This window comes from Limnobacter sp. MED105 (assembly GCF_000170915.1).
In the GTDB taxonomy this organism is placed as follows: Bacteria; Pseudomonadota; Gammaproteobacteria; order Burkholderiales; family Burkholderiaceae_B; genus Limnobacter.
The window spans coordinates 383,640-401,285 of the sequence record NZ_ABCT01000001.1 but is presented as its reverse complement, the minus strand read 5'-3'; the positions used below and the strand labels follow the sequence as shown (position 1 = coordinate 401,285).

Annotated in this window: 18 protein-coding genes; 4 read left to right on the top strand and 14 right to left on the bottom strand. The window is 51.9% G+C overall.

Translation table 11 applies throughout. The features are described from left to right. Positions 1–7 precede the first annotated feature (7 nt). From LMED105_RS01900 to LMED105_RS01845, 12 genes are all read right to left on the bottom strand, one after another. Positions 8–1,108 carry a DegT/DnrJ/EryC1/StrS aminotransferase family protein gene (locus tag LMED105_RS01900; RefSeq protein WP_008247670.1) on the bottom strand — a complete coding sequence of 367 codons (1,101 nt, stop codon included), beginning with the start codon at positions 1,106–1,108 and terminating at the stop codon, positions 8–10. Beyond that, on the bottom strand, positions 1,105–1,512 hold the full coding sequence (locus LMED105_RS01895; protein ID WP_008247669.1) for an FdtA/QdtA family cupin domain-containing protein: 408 nt from the start codon (positions 1,510–1,512) through the stop codon (positions 1,105–1,107). Before LMED105_RS01895 ends, LMED105_RS01900 begins: the two co-directional genes overlap by 4 nt. Beyond that, complete coding sequence (locus LMED105_RS01890; protein WP_008247668.1) at positions 1,499–3,421, bottom strand: nucleoside-diphosphate sugar epimerase/dehydratase; 1,923 nt, start codon at positions 3,419–3,421, stop codon at positions 1,499–1,501. The genes LMED105_RS01895 and LMED105_RS01890 overlap by 14 nt, the downstream gene beginning before the upstream one ends. After that, the gene (locus LMED105_RS01885) at positions 3,418–4,596 is read right to left on the bottom strand and encodes a DegT/DnrJ/EryC1/StrS aminotransferase family protein (protein WP_008247667.1); all 1,179 of its coding nucleotides are present in this window, start codon (positions 4,594–4,596) and stop codon (positions 3,418–3,420) included. Before LMED105_RS01885 ends, LMED105_RS01890 begins: the two co-directional genes overlap by 4 nt. A gap of 2 nt (positions 4,597–4,598) precedes the next feature. Continuing rightward, positions 4,599–5,237 (bottom strand): NeuD/PglB/VioB family sugar acetyltransferase, encoded by a 639-nt coding sequence (locus tag LMED105_RS01880; RefSeq protein ID WP_040512055.1) that lies wholly within the window; start codon positions 5,235–5,237, stop codon positions 4,599–4,601. A 1-nt stretch (position 5,238) separates the two neighbouring features. Beyond that, positions 5,239–5,835, bottom strand: a complete 597-nt coding sequence (locus LMED105_RS01875) for a sugar transferase (protein ID WP_008247663.1) — start codon at positions 5,833–5,835, stop codon at positions 5,239–5,241. Further along, the gene (locus LMED105_RS01870; protein WP_008247661.1) at positions 5,832–6,965 is read right to left on the bottom strand and encodes a glycosyltransferase; all 1,134 of its coding nucleotides are present in this window, start codon (positions 6,963–6,965) and stop codon (positions 5,832–5,834) included. The genes LMED105_RS01875 and LMED105_RS01870 overlap by 4 nt, the downstream gene beginning before the upstream one ends. Then, the gene (locus LMED105_RS01865) at positions 6,955–7,833 is read right to left on the bottom strand and encodes a glycosyltransferase family 2 protein (RefSeq protein WP_008247659.1); all 879 of its coding nucleotides are present in this window, start codon (positions 7,831–7,833) and stop codon (positions 6,955–6,957) included. The genes LMED105_RS01870 and LMED105_RS01865 overlap by 11 nt, the downstream gene beginning before the upstream one ends. Then, on the bottom strand, positions 7,834–9,051 hold the full coding sequence (locus LMED105_RS01860; RefSeq protein WP_156799477.1) for an O-antigen ligase: 1,218 nt from the start codon (positions 9,049–9,051) through the stop codon (positions 7,834–7,836). It abuts the gene before it with no gap. Beyond that, on the bottom strand, positions 9,048–10,130 hold the full coding sequence (locus LMED105_RS01855) for an AI-2E family transporter (RefSeq protein WP_008247656.1): 1,083 nt from the start codon (positions 10,128–10,130) through the stop codon (positions 9,048–9,050). The genes LMED105_RS01860 and LMED105_RS01855 overlap by 4 nt, the downstream gene beginning before the upstream one ends. 65 nt (positions 10,131–10,195) lie before the next feature. Continuing rightward, positions 10,196–12,211, bottom strand: coding sequence for a S8 family peptidase (locus LMED105_RS16025; RefSeq protein ID WP_156799476.1), 2,016 nt, complete (start codon positions 12,209–12,211; stop codon positions 10,196–10,198). A gap of 139 nt (positions 12,212–12,350) precedes the next feature. Further along, complete coding sequence (locus LMED105_RS01845) at positions 12,351–14,594, bottom strand: PhoX family phosphatase (RefSeq protein WP_008247654.1); 2,244 nt, start codon at positions 14,592–14,594, stop codon at positions 12,351–12,353. A gap of 208 nt (positions 14,595–14,802) precedes the next feature. On the opposite strand from LMED105_RS01845, the gene LMED105_RS01840 reads away from it, so the two are divergent. The 4 genes from LMED105_RS01840 to LMED105_RS01825 are packed head-to-tail and all read left to right on the top strand — an operon-like array spanning position 14,803 to position 16,563. Beyond that, positions 14,803–15,303: a DUF4864 domain-containing protein gene (locus tag LMED105_RS01840; protein WP_008247652.1), complete on the top strand. Its 501-nt coding sequence runs from the start codon at positions 14,803–14,805 to the stop codon at positions 15,301–15,303. A 1-nt stretch (position 15,304) separates the two neighbouring features. Further along, positions 15,305–15,661, top strand: a complete 357-nt coding sequence (locus LMED105_RS01835) for an iron-sulfur cluster assembly accessory protein (RefSeq protein ID WP_008247649.1) — start codon at positions 15,305–15,307, stop codon at positions 15,659–15,661. A 59-nt stretch (positions 15,662–15,720) separates the two neighbouring features. Then, complete coding sequence (locus LMED105_RS01830) at positions 15,721–16,191, top strand: helix-turn-helix transcriptional regulator (RefSeq protein ID WP_008247635.1); 471 nt, start codon at positions 15,721–15,723, stop codon at positions 16,189–16,191. Continuing rightward, positions 16,192–16,563 (top strand): hypothetical protein, encoded by a 372-nt coding sequence (locus LMED105_RS01825; RefSeq protein ID WP_008247633.1) that lies wholly within the window; start codon positions 16,192–16,194, stop codon positions 16,561–16,563. On the opposite strand, the gene LMED105_RS01820 is transcribed toward LMED105_RS01825, so the two are convergent. Together LMED105_RS01820 and LMED105_RS01810 are read right to left on the bottom strand one after the other, a co-directional pair. Then, complete coding sequence (locus LMED105_RS01820; RefSeq protein ID WP_008247631.1) at positions 16,550–16,843, bottom strand: hypothetical protein; 294 nt, start codon at positions 16,841–16,843, stop codon at positions 16,550–16,552. The genes LMED105_RS01825 and LMED105_RS01820 overlap by 14 nt on opposite strands. Positions 16,844–17,370: 527 nt before the next feature. Then, a complete protein-coding gene (locus LMED105_RS01810; RefSeq protein WP_008247622.1) occupies positions 17,371–17,646 on the bottom strand; it encodes a hypothetical protein in 276 nt (91 codons plus the stop codon).

Below are 17,646 nucleotides of genomic sequence, written 5' to 3'. Positions count from 1 at the left end.
CTTTGTCTTAGCGGAAAAAACTACACACAGACTGAATGACGTGTTCAATTTGTGACTGTGTCATGGTGGGGTCGACCGGCAGGCTTAGCACTTCCTCTTGCAATACTTCAGCCAAGGGAAAGCTACCTTTACCCAGGTGCAAGTGCTGATAGGCTTTTTGCAAGTGCGGCGCAACGGGATAATGAATGACGGTACCCACACCACACGCATTGAGATGATCTACCAACGCTGCACGTTGCGATGAGCGAACCACATACAAATGCCATACTGGTTCTTGTGCCGCATCAAACTGAGGCAAAGTGAGTGGCAAACCTTTGAGGCCTTCGGTGTATTGCTTGGCAATACTTTGTCGAATTTGATTTTGACGATCCAGATCGCGAAGCTTGATTCTCAGAAATGCGGCTTGCAATTCGTCGAGACGGCTGTTGTAACCAATTTCGTCGTTGAAATACTTGGTGGCGGAACCATAGTTGCGAAGCGTTCGGATCCTTTCATACAAGGCGGGATCATTGGTGGTGACAGCACCACCATCGCCCAAAGCCCCCAGATTCTTGCCTGGATAAAAACTGAAACCCGCTGCATGGCCCAAACCACCAGCACGCTGTCCCGATACACGTGCACCATGTGCTTGCGCGGCATCTTCGATAACCTTTAAGTGGTGTTGCTTGGCCAGAGCCTTGATTGGACCCATGTCGGCAACCTGCCCGTACAGGTGAACAGCAATAATTGCTTTGGTGCGCGGCGTAATCGCTTTCTCGATTTGCGTGGGGTCAAGATTGTAAGTGTGCGCGTTTGGCTCAACGCCGACCGGGGTTGCACCAACATGGCTCGCAGCCAACCAGGTGGCTATATAGGTGTTGGTAGGAACAATAACCTCGTCGCCTGGGCCAATATCCATGGCTTTCAAGATCAGAATGAGCGCATCAAGTCCGTTGGCTACACCCACCGCATGAGGAACTTCGCAATAAGCCGCGAACTCTTTTTCAAATGCCTCAAGTTGAGGCCCCATGATAAACCAACCGTAATCTAACACCGCTTGCTGGGCTAAGGCGAATTCGGTTTGGTATTGGCGATTGATTGCGCCCAGATTTAAAAAAGGTACTTTCATGATTGACTGGCTTTAAGAAACTCGTCGTAATTGCGGTAGTAATCTGACTCATCGTACTGCTCTGAAGCAAGCACCATACATACCGAACCAGAGGAGAAGTTGTACAAGTCACGCCAAATCATCGGGGGAATGTAAAGCCCGTAGTAGGAGCGATTCAGGTGAAATTCCTTCTTCTGTTTTCCATCATCCAGCAACACTGAAAAACTACCAGACATGGCAATCATGAGTTGGTGTAAAGCCTTGTGACCATGGGCAGCCCGACTTTCACCGCCAGGTACGTCATAGAGGTAGTACACCCGCTTGATATCAAATGGAATGTGATTTTGTCCTTCAACGAAAGTAAGGTTGCCCCTTGGATCCGAAATTTTGGGCAGTTCAATAATTCGACATTCACTGACTGACATGACCCGCCTCCTGAAGATGGAAATTGGTTTGATCATTGGCCACATCAAGTAGTAGCTTTTTGGCGCCGCTTTCTTGATGCGCATTTAATTGTTCAAACAATTTTGAGAACACTTGTACCCATTGCTCTGCGCTCAGCCCGGCCTCGTGTGCACGCATAATTTTCGGATGCGCTGTTTTCTCAGCCCCCGCGCTGTCGATCAATAACTCTTCGTATAACTTTTCGCCAGGACGCAAACCAGTGAACTGAATTTCAATATCGCCTTTGCCGTCTGCCGTTCTTTCTGCAAGCCCGGCAAGGCTGATCATTTTTTTTGCGAGATCAACAATTTTGACGCTTTCGCCCATGTCGAGCAAAAACACTTCGCCGCCCTGCGCCATGCTGCCAGCCTGAATAACCAGTTCAACCGCTTCGTGAATGCTCATGAAAAAGCGATTTATTTCAGGATGTGTCACCGTGATTGGCCCACCCTTTTGAATTTGCTCTTTGAACAAAGGAATAACGCTGCCAGAAGAACCCAACACATTGCCGAAACGCACCGCGCAAAAAATGGTTTTACTACTTTTGCCTTGCTGTTGAAGTGCAACCTGCTGAATGGCCAGTTCGGCCCAACGTTTGGTGGAGCCCATTACATTGGTGGGCCGTACAGCTTTGTCGGTAGATATAAGGACAAAGGTTTCTGAACCGAATTCCGCTGCGGCTTTGGCAACGTTTTGTGTGCCCAAAATATTGTTTTTAACGCCTTCGGAAATATTGCTTTCGACCAAAGGCACGTGCTTGTGGGCGGCTGCGTGATAAACCGTTTGAATGCCATGGGTTTGGAACACATATTGAACCAAAGCCGCGTCGGCCACAGACCCCAAGCATGGAACCACTTGGCAGGTATTCAAGCCCTCTACTTTACGGTGAACCTGGTATAGCGCTGGTTCGCTGTGATCAAGCAAAATTAATTGCTTGGGCGAAAGCGCTGCAATTTGGTGACAAAGTTCAGAACCAATACTGCCGCCAGCACCAGTGACCAACACCACTTTGCCGGTGATGCACTTGTGAAGCAGTGCAGGGTCAGCCGCAATTGGATCGCGACCCAACAGGTCGCCCACGTCCACCTCACGCACTAAACTAACCAGGTTGCGACCGCTCACAATGTCGCTTAGGCCGGGAAGAATTCGAACCTTAAGGCGGTGCTGCTCAAGCAGTTCAACCACTTCGCGGCGCTTTTCGCTACTGACATCAGGCAGGCATACAATAACGCTGGACACCTCGTAGTGTTCAATCAACCAAGGCAATTGATTCACGCTGTGTACGCGAAGACCACCAAGGTCTTTGCCAACAAGACTGGGGTTGTCATCTACAAATGCAGCGGGAAATAGTTTGTCGCCTTGCAACAGGCTTGTGGCCAATTGATGCCCAGCCTGCCCTGCACCGAAAATCAAAATTTGCTCGTTGCCAAAACGCTTGCGCAATGGCAACCACAATAACCAGCGTGCGCCAAAACGCGTGGCCGCCACAAAACCGGTTGCCAGCATGAAATAAAGCAGGGGAACCGAACGAGGCACGCCCTCAAGCCCGCGCATTTCGGTCATGAAGGCAACACCGGTCCACAACAGGGTTGCCACGCCCATTGATTTAACTATGGCCAACAAGGCCTGCTCGCCCACATAACGAATAACAGAGCGGTACAAGCCGTTAACTACAAAAATGGGCGCCGCAATAACGGGCGCGAGCAAAAACAACGCAAATTGCTCGGCAGAGGGCTCGTACCAATACCCCAGGCGCAAACAATAAGCCCCCCACACGGCAAAGAACAAGCTGATGAAATCGACCACAATGGTGATGATTTGTTTGGTGCTGCGCGGCAACGCGGTTGCTACGCGCGACATGCGCACCGCTGCGTTGTTGGGTTTACTCATGGTTTGACCGCCTGCGCCATGACACGCTGAAGTACGCCACAGGTTTGATCAATATGCTCAGCCGTCAAGGTGGGGTGCACCAAGAACATGAGGCTTGTTTCGCCCAAACGCTGCGCGTTGGGCAGTCTTTTTTCTGGCCTGAAGGGTGTTGAGTCAAATGCCTTTTCAAGATAAACCTCGCTGCAAGAGCCCGAGTAGCAAGGCACGCCTTGTGCGTTGATTTCAGCAAGTATGCGATCGCGACTCCAGTCGGCTTTGAGGGCCGAGGGCTCGATGAACACATAGGCTTTATAAGCCGCGTGTTCTACACTCGAAGGAATTCGCGGCACGCGCAAACCCGCAATGCCGCTAGCATGCTGCCAAATGCGTGTGGCGTGTTGCAAACGTGTGGCGTGCCACTGAGGCATGCGGCGCAACTGAATTCGACCAATTACGGCCTGAATTTCAAGCATGCGCCAGTTGGTACCAAAGCTTTCATGCAGCCAGCGAAAACCGGGGGGATGCTGCCGGTTGTACACTGCGTCATAACTCTTACCGTGGTCTTTCAGGGACCAAACCCGATCCCACAGTTCAGGATTGTTGGTGGTAACCATACCGCCCTCACCGCCCGTGGTCATGATTTTGTCTTGGCAAAAAGACCAGGCTGCAATGTCGCCAAACGAGCCTACTGCCTGCCCATCGCGCAGGGCGCCATGCGCTTGCGCACAGTCTTCGATCAGGTACAGGTTTTCTGATTTCGCAATATCGGCCAGGCCTTTCATGTCGCAGGGCCAACCTGCAAGGTGAACACAGAGAATTGCCTTGGTTTTTTTGGTCAACACCGGCCTTACTGTGCAGGGACAAATATTTTGAGAATTGGGGCAAACATCGGCAAAAACTGGTGTTGCGCCTGCTTGCACAATACTACTGACGGATGCGAGAAATGTACGAGAAGTAACAATGACTTCGTCACCCGGGCCGATGCTCAATGCTTTTAAAGCAGCATCCAGCGCCAGGGTGCCATTGGCCAGGGCAACGGCGTGGCGGGTTTGAGAGAATGCAGCAAATTCGGACTCGAAATGCCGACATTCCTGCCCGGTCCAATAATTGACTCGATTGCTCAGCAGCGTATCGCGAATAGCGTCTGCTTCTTCGATGGTGAAACTGGGCCAGGATGGAAATGAGGTGTCGAGCATGTTTACACCTTGGGCCGCGCGGGGTTGCCCACGACCACGGCACCAGCAGGGACACTTTTTGTAACCACAGCACCCATGCCCACCACTGCACCACGCCCGATTACCAAAGGTTTGCCGGGCAAGCCTTGTTTGATCATTGCGCCAGTGCCTATGTAGGCGTGGTCTTCAATGACGACATTGCCGTTGCAATGAACACTGGGTGCGAATGTGACGAAGTTGCCAATGATGCAATCGTGCTCTACATAGCTGTATAAATTGGCGTGGAAATGTTTGCCAATTTTGATGTTGCTGGTGAAGGTCACGAAGGGGCTCAGTATCGCGCCCTCTGCTATTTCCACTTCGTCCATTTCAACCACGTTGTGCGCGCGCGCCTGCACAAAACCGATACCGTCGGATGTACAACGAAGGGCGAGCTTTTCCCGAATGGCGGAGTTGGCAATGGCCAAACACACTTTTTTGCTGCCTGCTGAATGCTTTAAAAACTCGGCATAGGTAAGGCATGCATGACCATTGAGTGCTTCTGCGGGTGGGTTGTCATCGACAAACACCAATTCGGCGCTTTGCGCATGCTGTGCACGAAGCAAAGGCATGACACCCCTGCCGCAACCGCTCGCTCCGTAAACACCAATCAAATTTGCCATATCAATTTTTTCCTGACCCGGTGAATTTGGTGACCGTGGCCTGTCCTTCTTGCTGAATGCCCTCGCGCTTCAACACTTTGGCTGCCGTGAGGACAATAATTTTCATGTCGAACCAAAACGATTGATGATCGACGTAATACACATCAAGCTGAAAGCGGGTTTCCCAATCAATTGCATTGCGACCGTTAATTTGCGCCCAACCTGTGACCCCGGGCCGAACCTCGTGCCGCCGGTATTGCTCGGGGGTGTACAAAGGCAAATATTCCATCAACAAGGGCCGGGGCCCTACCAAGCTCATGTCACCTTTGAGAACGTTCCACAACTCGGGCAGTTCATCCAGACTCGTAGAGCGCAACAATGCGCCAAATGAGGTTAAACGGTCGGCATCGGGCAGGTAATGACCCGATTCGTCTTTTTGTTCGGTCAAGGTTCGAAACTTGACCATTTTAAAAGGTTTGCCGTGCAAGCCGGGACGAATTTGAGTGAAAAAGATTGGACTTCCCAGCTTTGTACGTACCAATAACGCCACAAGCAGCAAAATTGGGCTAAATGCGACCAATACGGACAAGGAAACGATTACATCGAATAGTCGCTTCATGGCTGCGCCACCAGATAATTGACCAGAAATGTGGACACAGCATGTTGGGAGAACTGAACCAGTGCTCGTTGCCGCGCTGCTTCACCCATCAGTGTTCGCTTTTCAGGATTTGCAGCCAGAAACAACAACGCTTCTGCAAGTTTGTTTTGATCGCGTACCGGCACCAACAATCCTGTTTCCCCATCTACTACGGCATCGGACAGGCCATAAATATTCGTGGCGACAGTGGGTGTACCACAGGCAGCAGCCTCGATGACCACGGTTCCAAAACCTTCCCGGTAACTGGGCAGAACAAACACATCTGCCGCGGCCATGTAGGCCTCGGGTTGACTGGTTTTACCCACAAACCGAACCTTGGGGTGAGGCGCTGCAGATTGTTCCATATTTTCTTCATCTGGCCCAACAACCAGCAAAGAACAAGCGGCGAATTGTTGGTTGACCTGCTCGAATGCCTGAAGCAGTTCACCAATTCCTTTGTCACGGGTTAAACGTCCCACAAATACAAACAGAATATCGGCTTCGGGCACACCATGTTTTTGACGCACGGGAAGTAAATTGACAGCCGATGGTGAAAAGCGCTGAGAGTCAACACCAGAAATGGAGCCTTGATGAATGCAACGTATGCGCCCCTTGGGAGCGATGCGCTGACTTTCGAGAAAATCAATTTGACTTTGACTGTCGGCCAAGGGGGCCGTGGTGATGGTGGCGATAAGGCGATCAAGCGCCTTCAAGGCAAACCTGACAAACCCTGTGCGGGTAGCCCAGACCTGACCAGTAAAAATGTGAACGCGCACAGGAACACCGTTAAGCCATGCTGACAAGGAACCCAACAGGCCTGCTTTTGGCGTGACGGTGAGCATGACTTGAGGTGCCAACCCGCGAACCAGACGGGCCATGGTCAGCAAACAGGCCAGATCGCTGAAGAGAGAGGGTTTTCTGCGTATGGGCAAATTAACAAACCCAAGGGAGGACAATGCAGGGTGTTTCTCGATGAACGCCTGCCATTCGTTGTTCAAATTCGGGAACATGACGGTGATGTCAAACTGCTCCGAAAGGTATTTGAGGTGTGTGATTAAGAATGCATCGATGGTGAGTGGTGAGGCTACGGCCAACAATAGCTTAGGCTTCATGCGATGCCCTTTTTATTTTGCCAAGAATCTCGTTCAGCTCATTTTGTAGTTGAGGAGATACTGGTGAATTTCCACGAAGCATCAACATTAAACGATTCAATTTAAGCAAGTGCAAACCATATGCAATTACCAGCTTGGACAACTGCAAAATACCGAAACTTAATCTCAGCCAAACCGGTATATTCAGTTGGCGACTTAATGTAATAAATTTGAACTTGCTGAGATAGACATGCTTAAGTTTGCTGAATTGCACATTGCCTTCTTCTCGATAGATATAAAGATATTCATTCAGCGCCTCGACACGAAGATCTCCTCGACTGGCAGCAGTTACAAACAACTCATAATCCTCAATCCTTTTTGAAGCTGGATTGTAGCGATTCCTCAAGTACCAGGATTTTCTGACCAGAATTGAAGCATGAACAATTTGACAACGGCCATGAACCACATCTTCTAGGGTGAGTGGGTGGGGAATGATCGAATTTCTGGCCCCTTTGAGCTCAAGTTGATTGGTAACGGAATAAAGACCGGTACACACCAAGTCGATCGAATCGTTCTCTCGCAACGCCTTTAGTTGTTTTTCCAGACGTTGGGGATGCATTAAATCATCTGCATCCATTCGCATGACGAATTCATATTTTGCTTCGTCAACAATCTGGTTGAGCCTCGCAGGCAAGCCTTTGTTGACGCCGTCAGATAACACTCTAATCCTTGGATCCTGAATCGACTTGGCGATGGTCAATGATTGATCGCGACTTCCATCATCAATCAAGATGAGTTCCCAGTCGCTCACTGTCTGGGCAAGGACCGATTGCACTGTTTCCAGAAGGGTGGCTTCTGCATTGAAGATCGGAATACCGATGGTGACCATTTAGCTGTCGCTCGCTTGATGGTTAGCTGCTGCCAAAAACCCGGAAACCAGAATCATGTAAAGCGTGCGCTCGGCGCTGTCGAGCAAGAAAGAATTGAATAAATTACCAAAAGCAAACACTGCGAACAAGGCTGCACTGGCCAACCTTTCGGGCTCCGTCAGCCGATAGATGGACAGGTAGTGTGCGATCAAAATAGCCAGAAATAACAAAGGCCCTACCAACCCAATTTGGGTCAACAACAAAAAGAACTGGTTGTGTGGGTTGTTGTGAGGAGGTACGCCCATGGGCTGGGCATGTTTTAAAAATTCGGATGGGTAAGCACCCACGCCAGCGCCAACAACAGGATGTTCCCGGAAAATTTGCAGGCTGATGTGCCACCAGCTTAAGCGGGCACCCATGTCGGTGTTTTCGTACTTGTCAGGACTCCAATTGACCACTTCGTTGTATGTTTTATCGACACGACTACTCACAGTTTCCGAACCAAAGTAAGCCACGTTGGCCACAATTGCAGCAATTGCAAGGGCGATCAGGCCACCTTTCCAGCTGAATTTCATGAACAGATAAACAAGCAGTGGAAGTACCAGCGACACATAGCCTATGCGGGCATGCGTCATATTCAAAAGATTAAACACAGTGAGAACAGTGAAAACTGCGGCCAAGGCAAGTAACTTCTTTTTGCTGGCGGGGTTTGCCTCACCCATTGCCAAGGCCCAAGAAAAATACAAACCCAAACACAGCACGATGGATTGAGTGGTGTGCAGTTTAAAAACTGTGGGATAGGAGGGATCCACCAGCGGAAACGCATTCAGCAACACCGGCACTTCGAGCCAAATTCCGTACGAGAGTAACAAGGTTAGCCAGGCCGAGAGAACAAAGGCAAACAGCACCTGCCGGATTGCTTTGGGATAAACAAGAAACAAACCGAATATAAAGGGCGCCATGAGCAAGGTTGAATATTTGCTCAGGTAGTGCATGGAATCGTCAACACTGCCTTTGGTCCACGCAACACTAATCCAAAGCAGGCTGGCCAGTGACACGCCTAGCAAAAGCAGCGGCTGCTGCATAGCTACATTAAGACGTGATTTTAAACCTGGCACTGCCACCGATGCGATGAGTGCCAACAGCAGAAAAATATTGCTTGGGCCAGGGGCAATCGGCAAAAAAAACGCCGCCCCTGCCAAAAACCAGGCTGGGTTGATTCGCTGAAGAAAACTCAAACCCACCCCCACCGTTGCCAGTGCATTTTCAGGAATGCGTAAGTAACCGGCGCGGTAATCAGCCCTGGCAAGCCGAAAGCCACTTCGCCCAGAATGATGGCGATGAGCATTTCAGGCACGCTGGCGCGCACGTTGCGGCCAATGATGTAGCCGTTCACAAAGTATTCAAGCTTGTGAATGATGAACAGGTAAAGCACCGACCCCAAGGCCACAAACACGCCGTAGCGAATGGTAAGCACCAGAATAAGGGTGTTGGCCATGATGTTGCCAGCCGCGGGAATAAGGCTGGCCACGGCGGTGAACATCAGCAGCAGTTCCCGGAAGGGAAGTACCACATCGAATGCCGGCAAAATGCCGTAAATGAAAACTGCCGTGCAGAAGGTGTTCCAAATACTGACGTACACCTGTGCGCCCATGAGCAGGGTGAAACAGCGCACGTACTTTTCAAGGGTTTGCAACCAGGCGTCGGCCAAGGGTTTGGCCGGGCCGCCCGCCACAGGGGCTGGCACCATGAGCGCCGCTGAAACACCCAGGATGAGGGCGAATACAAACTGCAGGAAAATGAAGAAGCTGGCGCCGCCAAAACTGCGAATGTAGCCCACGAAGTCGCTGTCGTCTTTGCTGATCATGCGGAACAGTTCGCTGGGCTTGCCGGGTATGTGTTCTTTAATGGCTTGGGGCAGGCTTGCTGTAACCGAGTTCAGGTTGCGCAGTGCCTCCTCAACCAGTTGTGGGCCTTGCTGGGTCATGGTGGCCAGCACAAAGCGCACCCCGCTGTTTAGGCCAATGCCCAATAGCACCACGGCTGCGGCCACCACGGCCGTGGTTAAAAAGGTGGGCAACCAGCCAAACAGGCCGCGCATGAAAGCGCCATTGAATTTGTTGATGTGGGGTTGAAGCAGGTGCACAAAACCGCGGCGGGTAAACCGTGTAAGGGCAAAAATGGCGAGGCCTGCAATAAGCCCGACCCCGATTTTGAGGCTCAACATGCTGATCCAGATGGCCAAAATGCCAACTACGGACGCATATTCCCAACGAAGGGTGGTGTTTTCTTGATGCTGCGGTACTGGGCTGGGCATTTGGATTCTTGGCTGATTGTCGGTTGAGGTATGACCAAGTGAATCCCGATTCTATCCCAACTTTTTCAGGCAACCCCGGGCCTTTGCCGCCAAACCCCAAACAGCATCAACATACCCAACAATCCGGTCAAGCCCAGCGCGCCCCCACCACCGCCGCCACCCGAACTGGCGGCCACGGGTGCAGGCGTTGAAGTACCCGTGCCCGACCCACCGGTGCTGCTACCACTACCCCCGCCGGTGCTGCTAGGGGTGAAGGTGCGCTCGTTGACAGCGGAATTGGCCAGACGAACCACGCTGGTGTTGCTGCGGTTGGTGGCAGTGTCGGTTACGGTGAGTGCAAATTCAGCAATATTGCCCGCCAAGCCAGACTGCACTTGTAAGGCGCTGGTACTGGTACCTGCCAACACAACCGGGTTGCCAAACACTTGCTGCCAACTGAATGTGAGGTTGGAACTGCCACCCGCACTGTTGCTAGACAAGGCTGCATCCAGCACAAACGGCCCATTGCCGGCCACCACAGCCGATTGCTGCACATTGGCCACTGGCAAGGGGTTGGCCAGTGAACGGGCTGCCTGAACTGCGCCCAGAACATTCAGCAAACCCACACCACAGCTTGTGGGTGTGCACTCAAGGCGGCCGAACAAGCCACTTGCATTGCTGGCGTTGGCTGGGTAGGCCAAGGCATTGTTGCTGAGCAAACTGTCAACTTGACTGGGGGTAAGGCTGGGGCGTATTGCCTTGAGCAAAGAAATGGCGCCCGCAACCATGGGGGCTGAAAAACTGGTGCCTGCAAACAAAAATGCGGTGCTGCCGTTGGCATTGGGTGTAGAACCACCCGTGTTGCTGGCCCCCACATACAAGCCGCTGGAATTGCCTGGCGCGTGCAGGGTAACAAAGCCTGTGCCTGCACCCCTGGCAGTGTAATTGGCCAGTTGACCGTCTTGCTCGGCTGCGCCTGCCGCAATGGTGCCCGCACAGTTGGCCGGGTATTGCACGGCTCCGCCAGAATTATTGCCCGCAGATACCACCACCGACACATTGCGCGCACGCGCATCGGCAATGGCCAGGGCCACCATGTCGTTAGCAGCGCAACCGCCGCCGAACAAAGGTGTGTCAGTCGCAAAACTCAGGTTGATGATGTTGGCCGGGTTGGGGTTCACGCCAATGGTGGGGTCAACACGCCCGGAACCGGTGGCCCAGTAAAAGGCATCGACAATATCGGAACTGGTGGCAATACCGCACCGGCCGGAGACCCGCACTGGGAGTACTTTGGCATTCCAGTCCATACCGGCCAGAAATTGCCCGTTGTTAGACTGCGCGGCTGCCACTGAGGCCACAGTGGTGCCGTGCCAGGAGCTGGTGGTTGAACCATCGGGGCAATTAAAACCTGGGGGCGGTGCATCGCCGGGGTCAGAGGGGTCGGGGTCTCGGCCGTTGCCATCGTTGGAACCCGAGTCGAATACTGTGCCATTTTCTCGAGTACCGGTGGGCGGGGTGACGTTGCTGACAAAGTCGTAACCGGGCAGTAAGCGCCCTTTCAATTCGGGGTTTTCAAACAACACGCCAGAATCGAGTACGGCGATCACCACGTTGCTGCTGCCACGGGTTTGTTCCCACACGTCTTGCATGCGCAACGAGGCATAGGCACCGGTGTGCATGTAGCTGGCTTGGTTCACAGAATAGGCGCCGTCGTTCGGGGCGGGCACTGCCGTGCGTTGCAACTGAATATCGGGACTGGCAAAACGCACGCCCGGCAAGGCTTGAAGTGCCGCGCGAATGGCCTGGGGTGTTTGCAAGCTGCCCAACACAGGCAGGCTTTGCATTTCAACCAGATAACTGTTGGGCTGCAACAGCGGGCGAACCATGCGTACCGAAACCCCGAGGGTGTTTTGCAAGGTTTGCAACATACCGGCGGGCGCAGTGCCCTGTGCTTGATCGCCCATGTTGACAACCCAACGCATGGGGGTGGGCGTGGCTGTGGTGGTGACCGGGGCGGTAAGCGGGTTCGCATGCACATTCGCCAATTGCGCAAAACCAAAAATACACATCAGCGATGTGGAAACCTTTACATACAACTTCACATCTGTCCCCTGATTTTTAGAAGCCCCTTCGGCTATATGTTCTTACCCTTGAAGCTCCAGAACGGATTCACCCCACAGTGCGTGCACACTGCGGGGTGACTTGGTACTACTTAATTACTGCTACCTGCTGATTGGCTAATTACTGGCCAATCACACCGCCATCAATGCGTGTCAGCACAATGGTGGCTGAACGTGGGCGGTTGCCTGCGTTTGGCATTACGCCAGCCGCTGGGTTACCAAAGCCGCCGCCGGTGAGCGGGTAAGGCCAGGAACTTGTAGGCGCAGCGTTGGAGCCATCTTCACCTGGGTGCTGAATGTTGATGAACAGGGCTTTGCCGTCACCGCTTTCAGTCAAACCAGTAATTTCAGACTCGATTGGCCCTACCAACAAGCGACGCAGTGTACCCACGGCACCCACCTTGGTGCGTACCGTACCTGCTCCGCCCGCAGTGTTGTCAACATCCACTTCCGAGCCATCGCCCACTTCACCGGGTACAGCAGCAACCAACATACAGTTGGTGGTGTCTGTGAATGCGCCATCGTCGGTTTGGATGTACAACACACCGGTTTTTTGGGAGAACCACAAGCCATCGGGGCTGGACAGTACGTTTTCTTCGGTCAGGCCTGACAAGTTAACGTTCGGGTTGTTGATGTCGTCGTCTTCAGCGCCGAACAGGTAGATGTCCCATGAGAAACCAACGGCGGCTGGCTCGCTGCCGTCTTCGCGCCAGCGGATCACGTGGCCGTTTACGTTGCCTTGTGAACCGGCATCACCAATACCATCACCATCGGTGTCGTTGTCGAAGTAGACGCGTGGGTTGGCTGGGTCTGCTACACGACGGCTGGTGTTGTTGGTCAGGGTCATGTAGACCTCGCCATTGCGTGGGTTCACGCCACCCCATTCTGGGCGGTCCATAGGCGTACCACCTGCAATATCGGCCAACAAACGTGTGTTCCAATACTTCTCATTGGAATCGGTTACTGTGTAGGTGATCGCAGCGGTGCTCAAGGAGCCAGAACCACGTACTGCAGTGATTGTTGTACCGTCAGCTACGCTGGCCAGGTCGATCCAGTCGCCAGTGAAGTCAGCATCAAACTTGGCCACGTACAGCTTGCCGTCGTCCAGATACTTGTCGCCAGCTTGCAGGCCACCCATCATGTCGGCGGGGTCCCAGTTGGCATTCGATACAAACTTGTAAATGTACTCGTAACGGGAATCGCAACCCATGTAGAACACAACTGGCTTGCCAGCTTCTACGGGGCCTACCCATGCGCCTTCGTGGGCGAAACGGCCCATGGCAGTGCGCTTCTTGGGTGTGCTGTTGGGGCGGAACGGATCAATTTCAACGTTCCAGCCGTAGGTGTTGGCGGCGTTGCGATAGTCGTCGGCTGCGGTAGCGCCCACAATACCCACGTTCCAGCGGCTGAATGGCTCGCCCACTTGGCCAACTTCGCTGGCTGTGTTCCAGCCCTCACGGCCGTTACCAGAAGTGCGCACGCCATAACGACGCATTGAGGCTAGTTCATTGTTGCTGCGGCCAGCGTTGTTGCTGTTGCCGAAGTAACCGGCCCAGTTTTCTTCACAGGCCAGGTAGGTGCCCCATGGGGTGTAACCGCTTGCACAGTTGTTGATGGTGCCGCGTGTGCGTGTACCGTTTGGCGAGTACTTGGTAACCATGAATGGGTTGCCACGCAACGGGCCGCTGATTTCCATGTCGGTCAATGTATGAACGCGACGGTTGAACAGGCTGTTTTGAACCACGCTGTACTGACCATTGCTGCCACGGCGTACTTCCACCACTGACACACCGTGAATGTACATTTCTTTCAATGCTTCGTTTGCATCGCGAACGCCAGCCACGCTGGTGGGGCCGTTGACGTGCAAATACTCGGGGGTGATCGCTTCATGGTTGATTACCAGCAGACCACGGGTACTTTCTTCGGGATCCCAGGCGTTGTTAGATCCCAAACCGAAGAAGTACATGCCGTCGTGGTGATCACCAGAGCGGAACTGGAATTCGGATGGGTTGTTGGCTGCATCGGAGCCATCGTTCATGTAATCGGCTACGCCAGCAGCGATGGGGTCACCCAACTTGTACAAAACCTGGAACTGATAACCCTCGGCAACTTGAACTGAATCAGCCAGGCTAAATGGGGTTGAAGTGAAACCTACTGCGTTGAGCTGGGTGCTACCGCCAGTGGAACTGGCCACTGCACCGTCACCACCACCACAGCCTGCCAGGCCGAGAAAGCCCAAAGCAGCAACGCCCACTGAGCCTTTCAAAATATTGCGGCGTGAGGGGTTTTCCAAGTGCTGGTTGATGATTTGCTGGAATGTGGGGCTGGAAAGAACTTCCATTTCTTTTTTGGTTAGTGATGACATCTCGACCTCCGTTTAAGACTCACGGATTGTCTGGCCGCCGTGTTACAGGGTTGTGAGTATTTTTTTAAAGAAATGTTTCAGCTTGAACAGGCGCTGAACAAAGCTGGGCGCGGGTTTTGGCGTAGTGGCACAAAGTATCTTGTTCAGCAGGAAAGTTCGTGGCAAACTTGAACGCCAAGCGATTGATTCCATTGGAGGTAGTTGGTAAATGCCGAATCAAGTCAATGAAGTTCCCAGGCGTAAACAAACCTTGGACAAAGAAAGCAGCATCAGACAAAAAATTTGGAAGTTGTGGTTGGTTTTTTTTGCAGCGGGCCTGGCTGCGGCATTTACCACCAGCATGGCCCAAGCTGATGAAGCCACAGACCAGCAAGAATCCCGGGCAGTGATTGAAGCCCAACTCGAAGCCTTTCAACAAGGCGATGGCCAAAAGGCCTTTTCCTACGCAACCCCCAATATTCAAACCATGTTTGGCGATGCCGACACCTTTATGCAAATGGTGCGCGACGGCTACGATGTGGTGTACCGCCCCGCTTCAGTCCGCTTTGTGAAGTTTGAAACAGATGGAATGAATGCACTACACGCGGTGCAAATGATTGACCGCCAGAAAACGCTTTGGAACGTATACTACGTGTTGCAGAAGCGCCCGGACGGCACCTGGAGAATTTCCAGCTGTGAGACCGAGAAAGCGGAAACCGACCTGATTTGACATGACCACTGAAGCAGCAACACCCACTTGTAACATTGCCCTGACCGACGCGGCCCAAGAGCGCATTCTGGATTTGCGGGACAATATGCACAAACCGGCGATGATCCGCCTGTATGTGCAGGGTGGTGGTTGTTCCGGCTTTGAATACAAAATCGACCTTGCCAAGGAAACGGACGAGGACGATATTTTGGTGCAGATCAACCCCTATATTCACATTTATGTAGACCAGGTCAGCGCCCCCTACCTGGAAGGCACCACCATCGACTACGAAGCCCACACCCTGGCGTCACGCTTTGTGTTCAACAACCCGCAGGCAAAAAGTACCTGTGGTTGTGGGTCGAGTTTCTCGGTGGAATAAGCAACAATTTGTTTCTGGTTGTATACAAAATTCTATTTTTGTATAGAATGAGAAACACTATGCCAGCCAAGTTCAATTTACAAACTGCCAGTCCTCGAGAGCAATTGCTTGTTCTAGGGCAGCAAATCAAGCGACACCGCAAAGCCAACAAATTAAGTGCCGAGGCGGTGGCTTTGGCTGCAGGCCTTTCACGTACCACCCTGCACCGGATTGAGCTGGGAGAGCCCTCTGTAGCAGCGGGTGCCTATTGGGCTGCTGTGGCCGCACTAGGATTAAGGTGCGGAATTGTGAGTGCTTGTGATGATAGAACTGCGCCGATTCCTGAAGTGATCGCTTTGGGTAACTACCCTCAATTGAAATCGCTTGCCTGGCATGTGCAGGGGGCTGAATCGATTACCCCCCAGCAAGCCTGGGATATTTATGTGCGCAACTGGCGGCACATTGATGAAACGAAAACAACTGCGGATGAACAACAGTTGATCGAGCAACTGCGGGCGAAGTTTGAACCTGGTTCGAAGGACGGAGCCTGAATGTTTAAACGCACACACCACCAGGCAATTGAGCAAGTACTTCGCCTAATGAATACCGACTTGCTTGCAAGCACATTGCTGGCGAATTCCGACCGCTGGGCTGATGAGGGTGTATTCAATCGCGACTTGATTGACCTTGCCATGATGAAGCCGAGTTTTGACGTGTTTGCGAAAGCACTTGCCAAAGCTGAAACTGCCTACGGCCAGAGTATTCAGCAAGACCTTGAAAAAGCAATTGGTAAATTATTGGACAAACCTGACTGGCTGGAAAAGTGCATGCGTGCCATGGGTATGAGTGATACTGCGCCTGCCAGTGTGGTCACTACTATGCTTTCACTTCGCGGCAGCCTGAAGAAAATCAACGGCATTTGATTTCTTCTTTGAACTCGTCGTACTTCGCTTCGCGTTTTACCTTGCATTCCCCGTCGCGATATTCCTCTTTCCACGGTGCATCAGCCACTGGCGAAAAGCCGTCTTCACACTTCACTTCTTTTTTGTACTCATACGGCTTGGATTCAATTTTGACCAAACAAGGGCCGTCCCAATATTCTTGCTTGCTGCGATCCCAGTACCCATAGTCCCCACCGCCCCATGCGGGTGCAATGAATGCAAATGCGGTGAATGTGGCGGTTAAGGCGATGAACGGCTTCATGGGTACTACCTCGAGGTGTTTGCGGTTGAGGTAATAACGAGTGGGAAGAGGGGGGAGTTGACTGGTACTAATGGCGTAACTAGTTTGAGACGTTGTTTAAATCGTGGGATTGACCAATGGAAAAATCACAAGCGAGTACCCGGAGCAGTTGGTTCGAAAATCAGGCAACAAATCGAACACTATATTTGGACGTGTTATGACGAATGTCCTCCGCCAATACTTTTAAATACTTTTGCCCCCCTGATTGATACTTCTCGATCTCCTCTTTGCTCAGCTTAATCTTGGCCTCGAACATACCTACCCCGCCACATAAAACAGCAAAAAAAAGCTCCCCAGACTCATTTTCAAAAAGTCGATATGACTCGTAATCATCTAAAAAATATCCTTCTCTTTCATTATGGTTTAACTCCAATTGTATTTGCCGAATAGCTGCCGATAGGGAACTGATCCACAACTATCTCTGGCATGCCTCCCTTTGTATAAGCAACGCAACTCAAACAATGTTGATACGTACCAATCAGATTTTTTCATTTCAAAGATTCGTATAAAGCTCGCCTTAATGTTTCTAACTGGTTGTTCTCGACAACCAAAACCCTGGCATTTTTATAAAGAACGAGATCTGAAAATGAGCCCATTCCTCCAAAAATACGTTTGAGTTGGCTTCTAACGTAGTTTCTTTCAGAATCGTTTGCACACTGATTCAAAGCCAGCATCAAAGATCGCAAGGATACCGACCAATTGGTTTCCTCTGACTTCTCGAGCAGAGTTATAAGCTGTTGCAAGATCAATTCTGTACTTTTCAT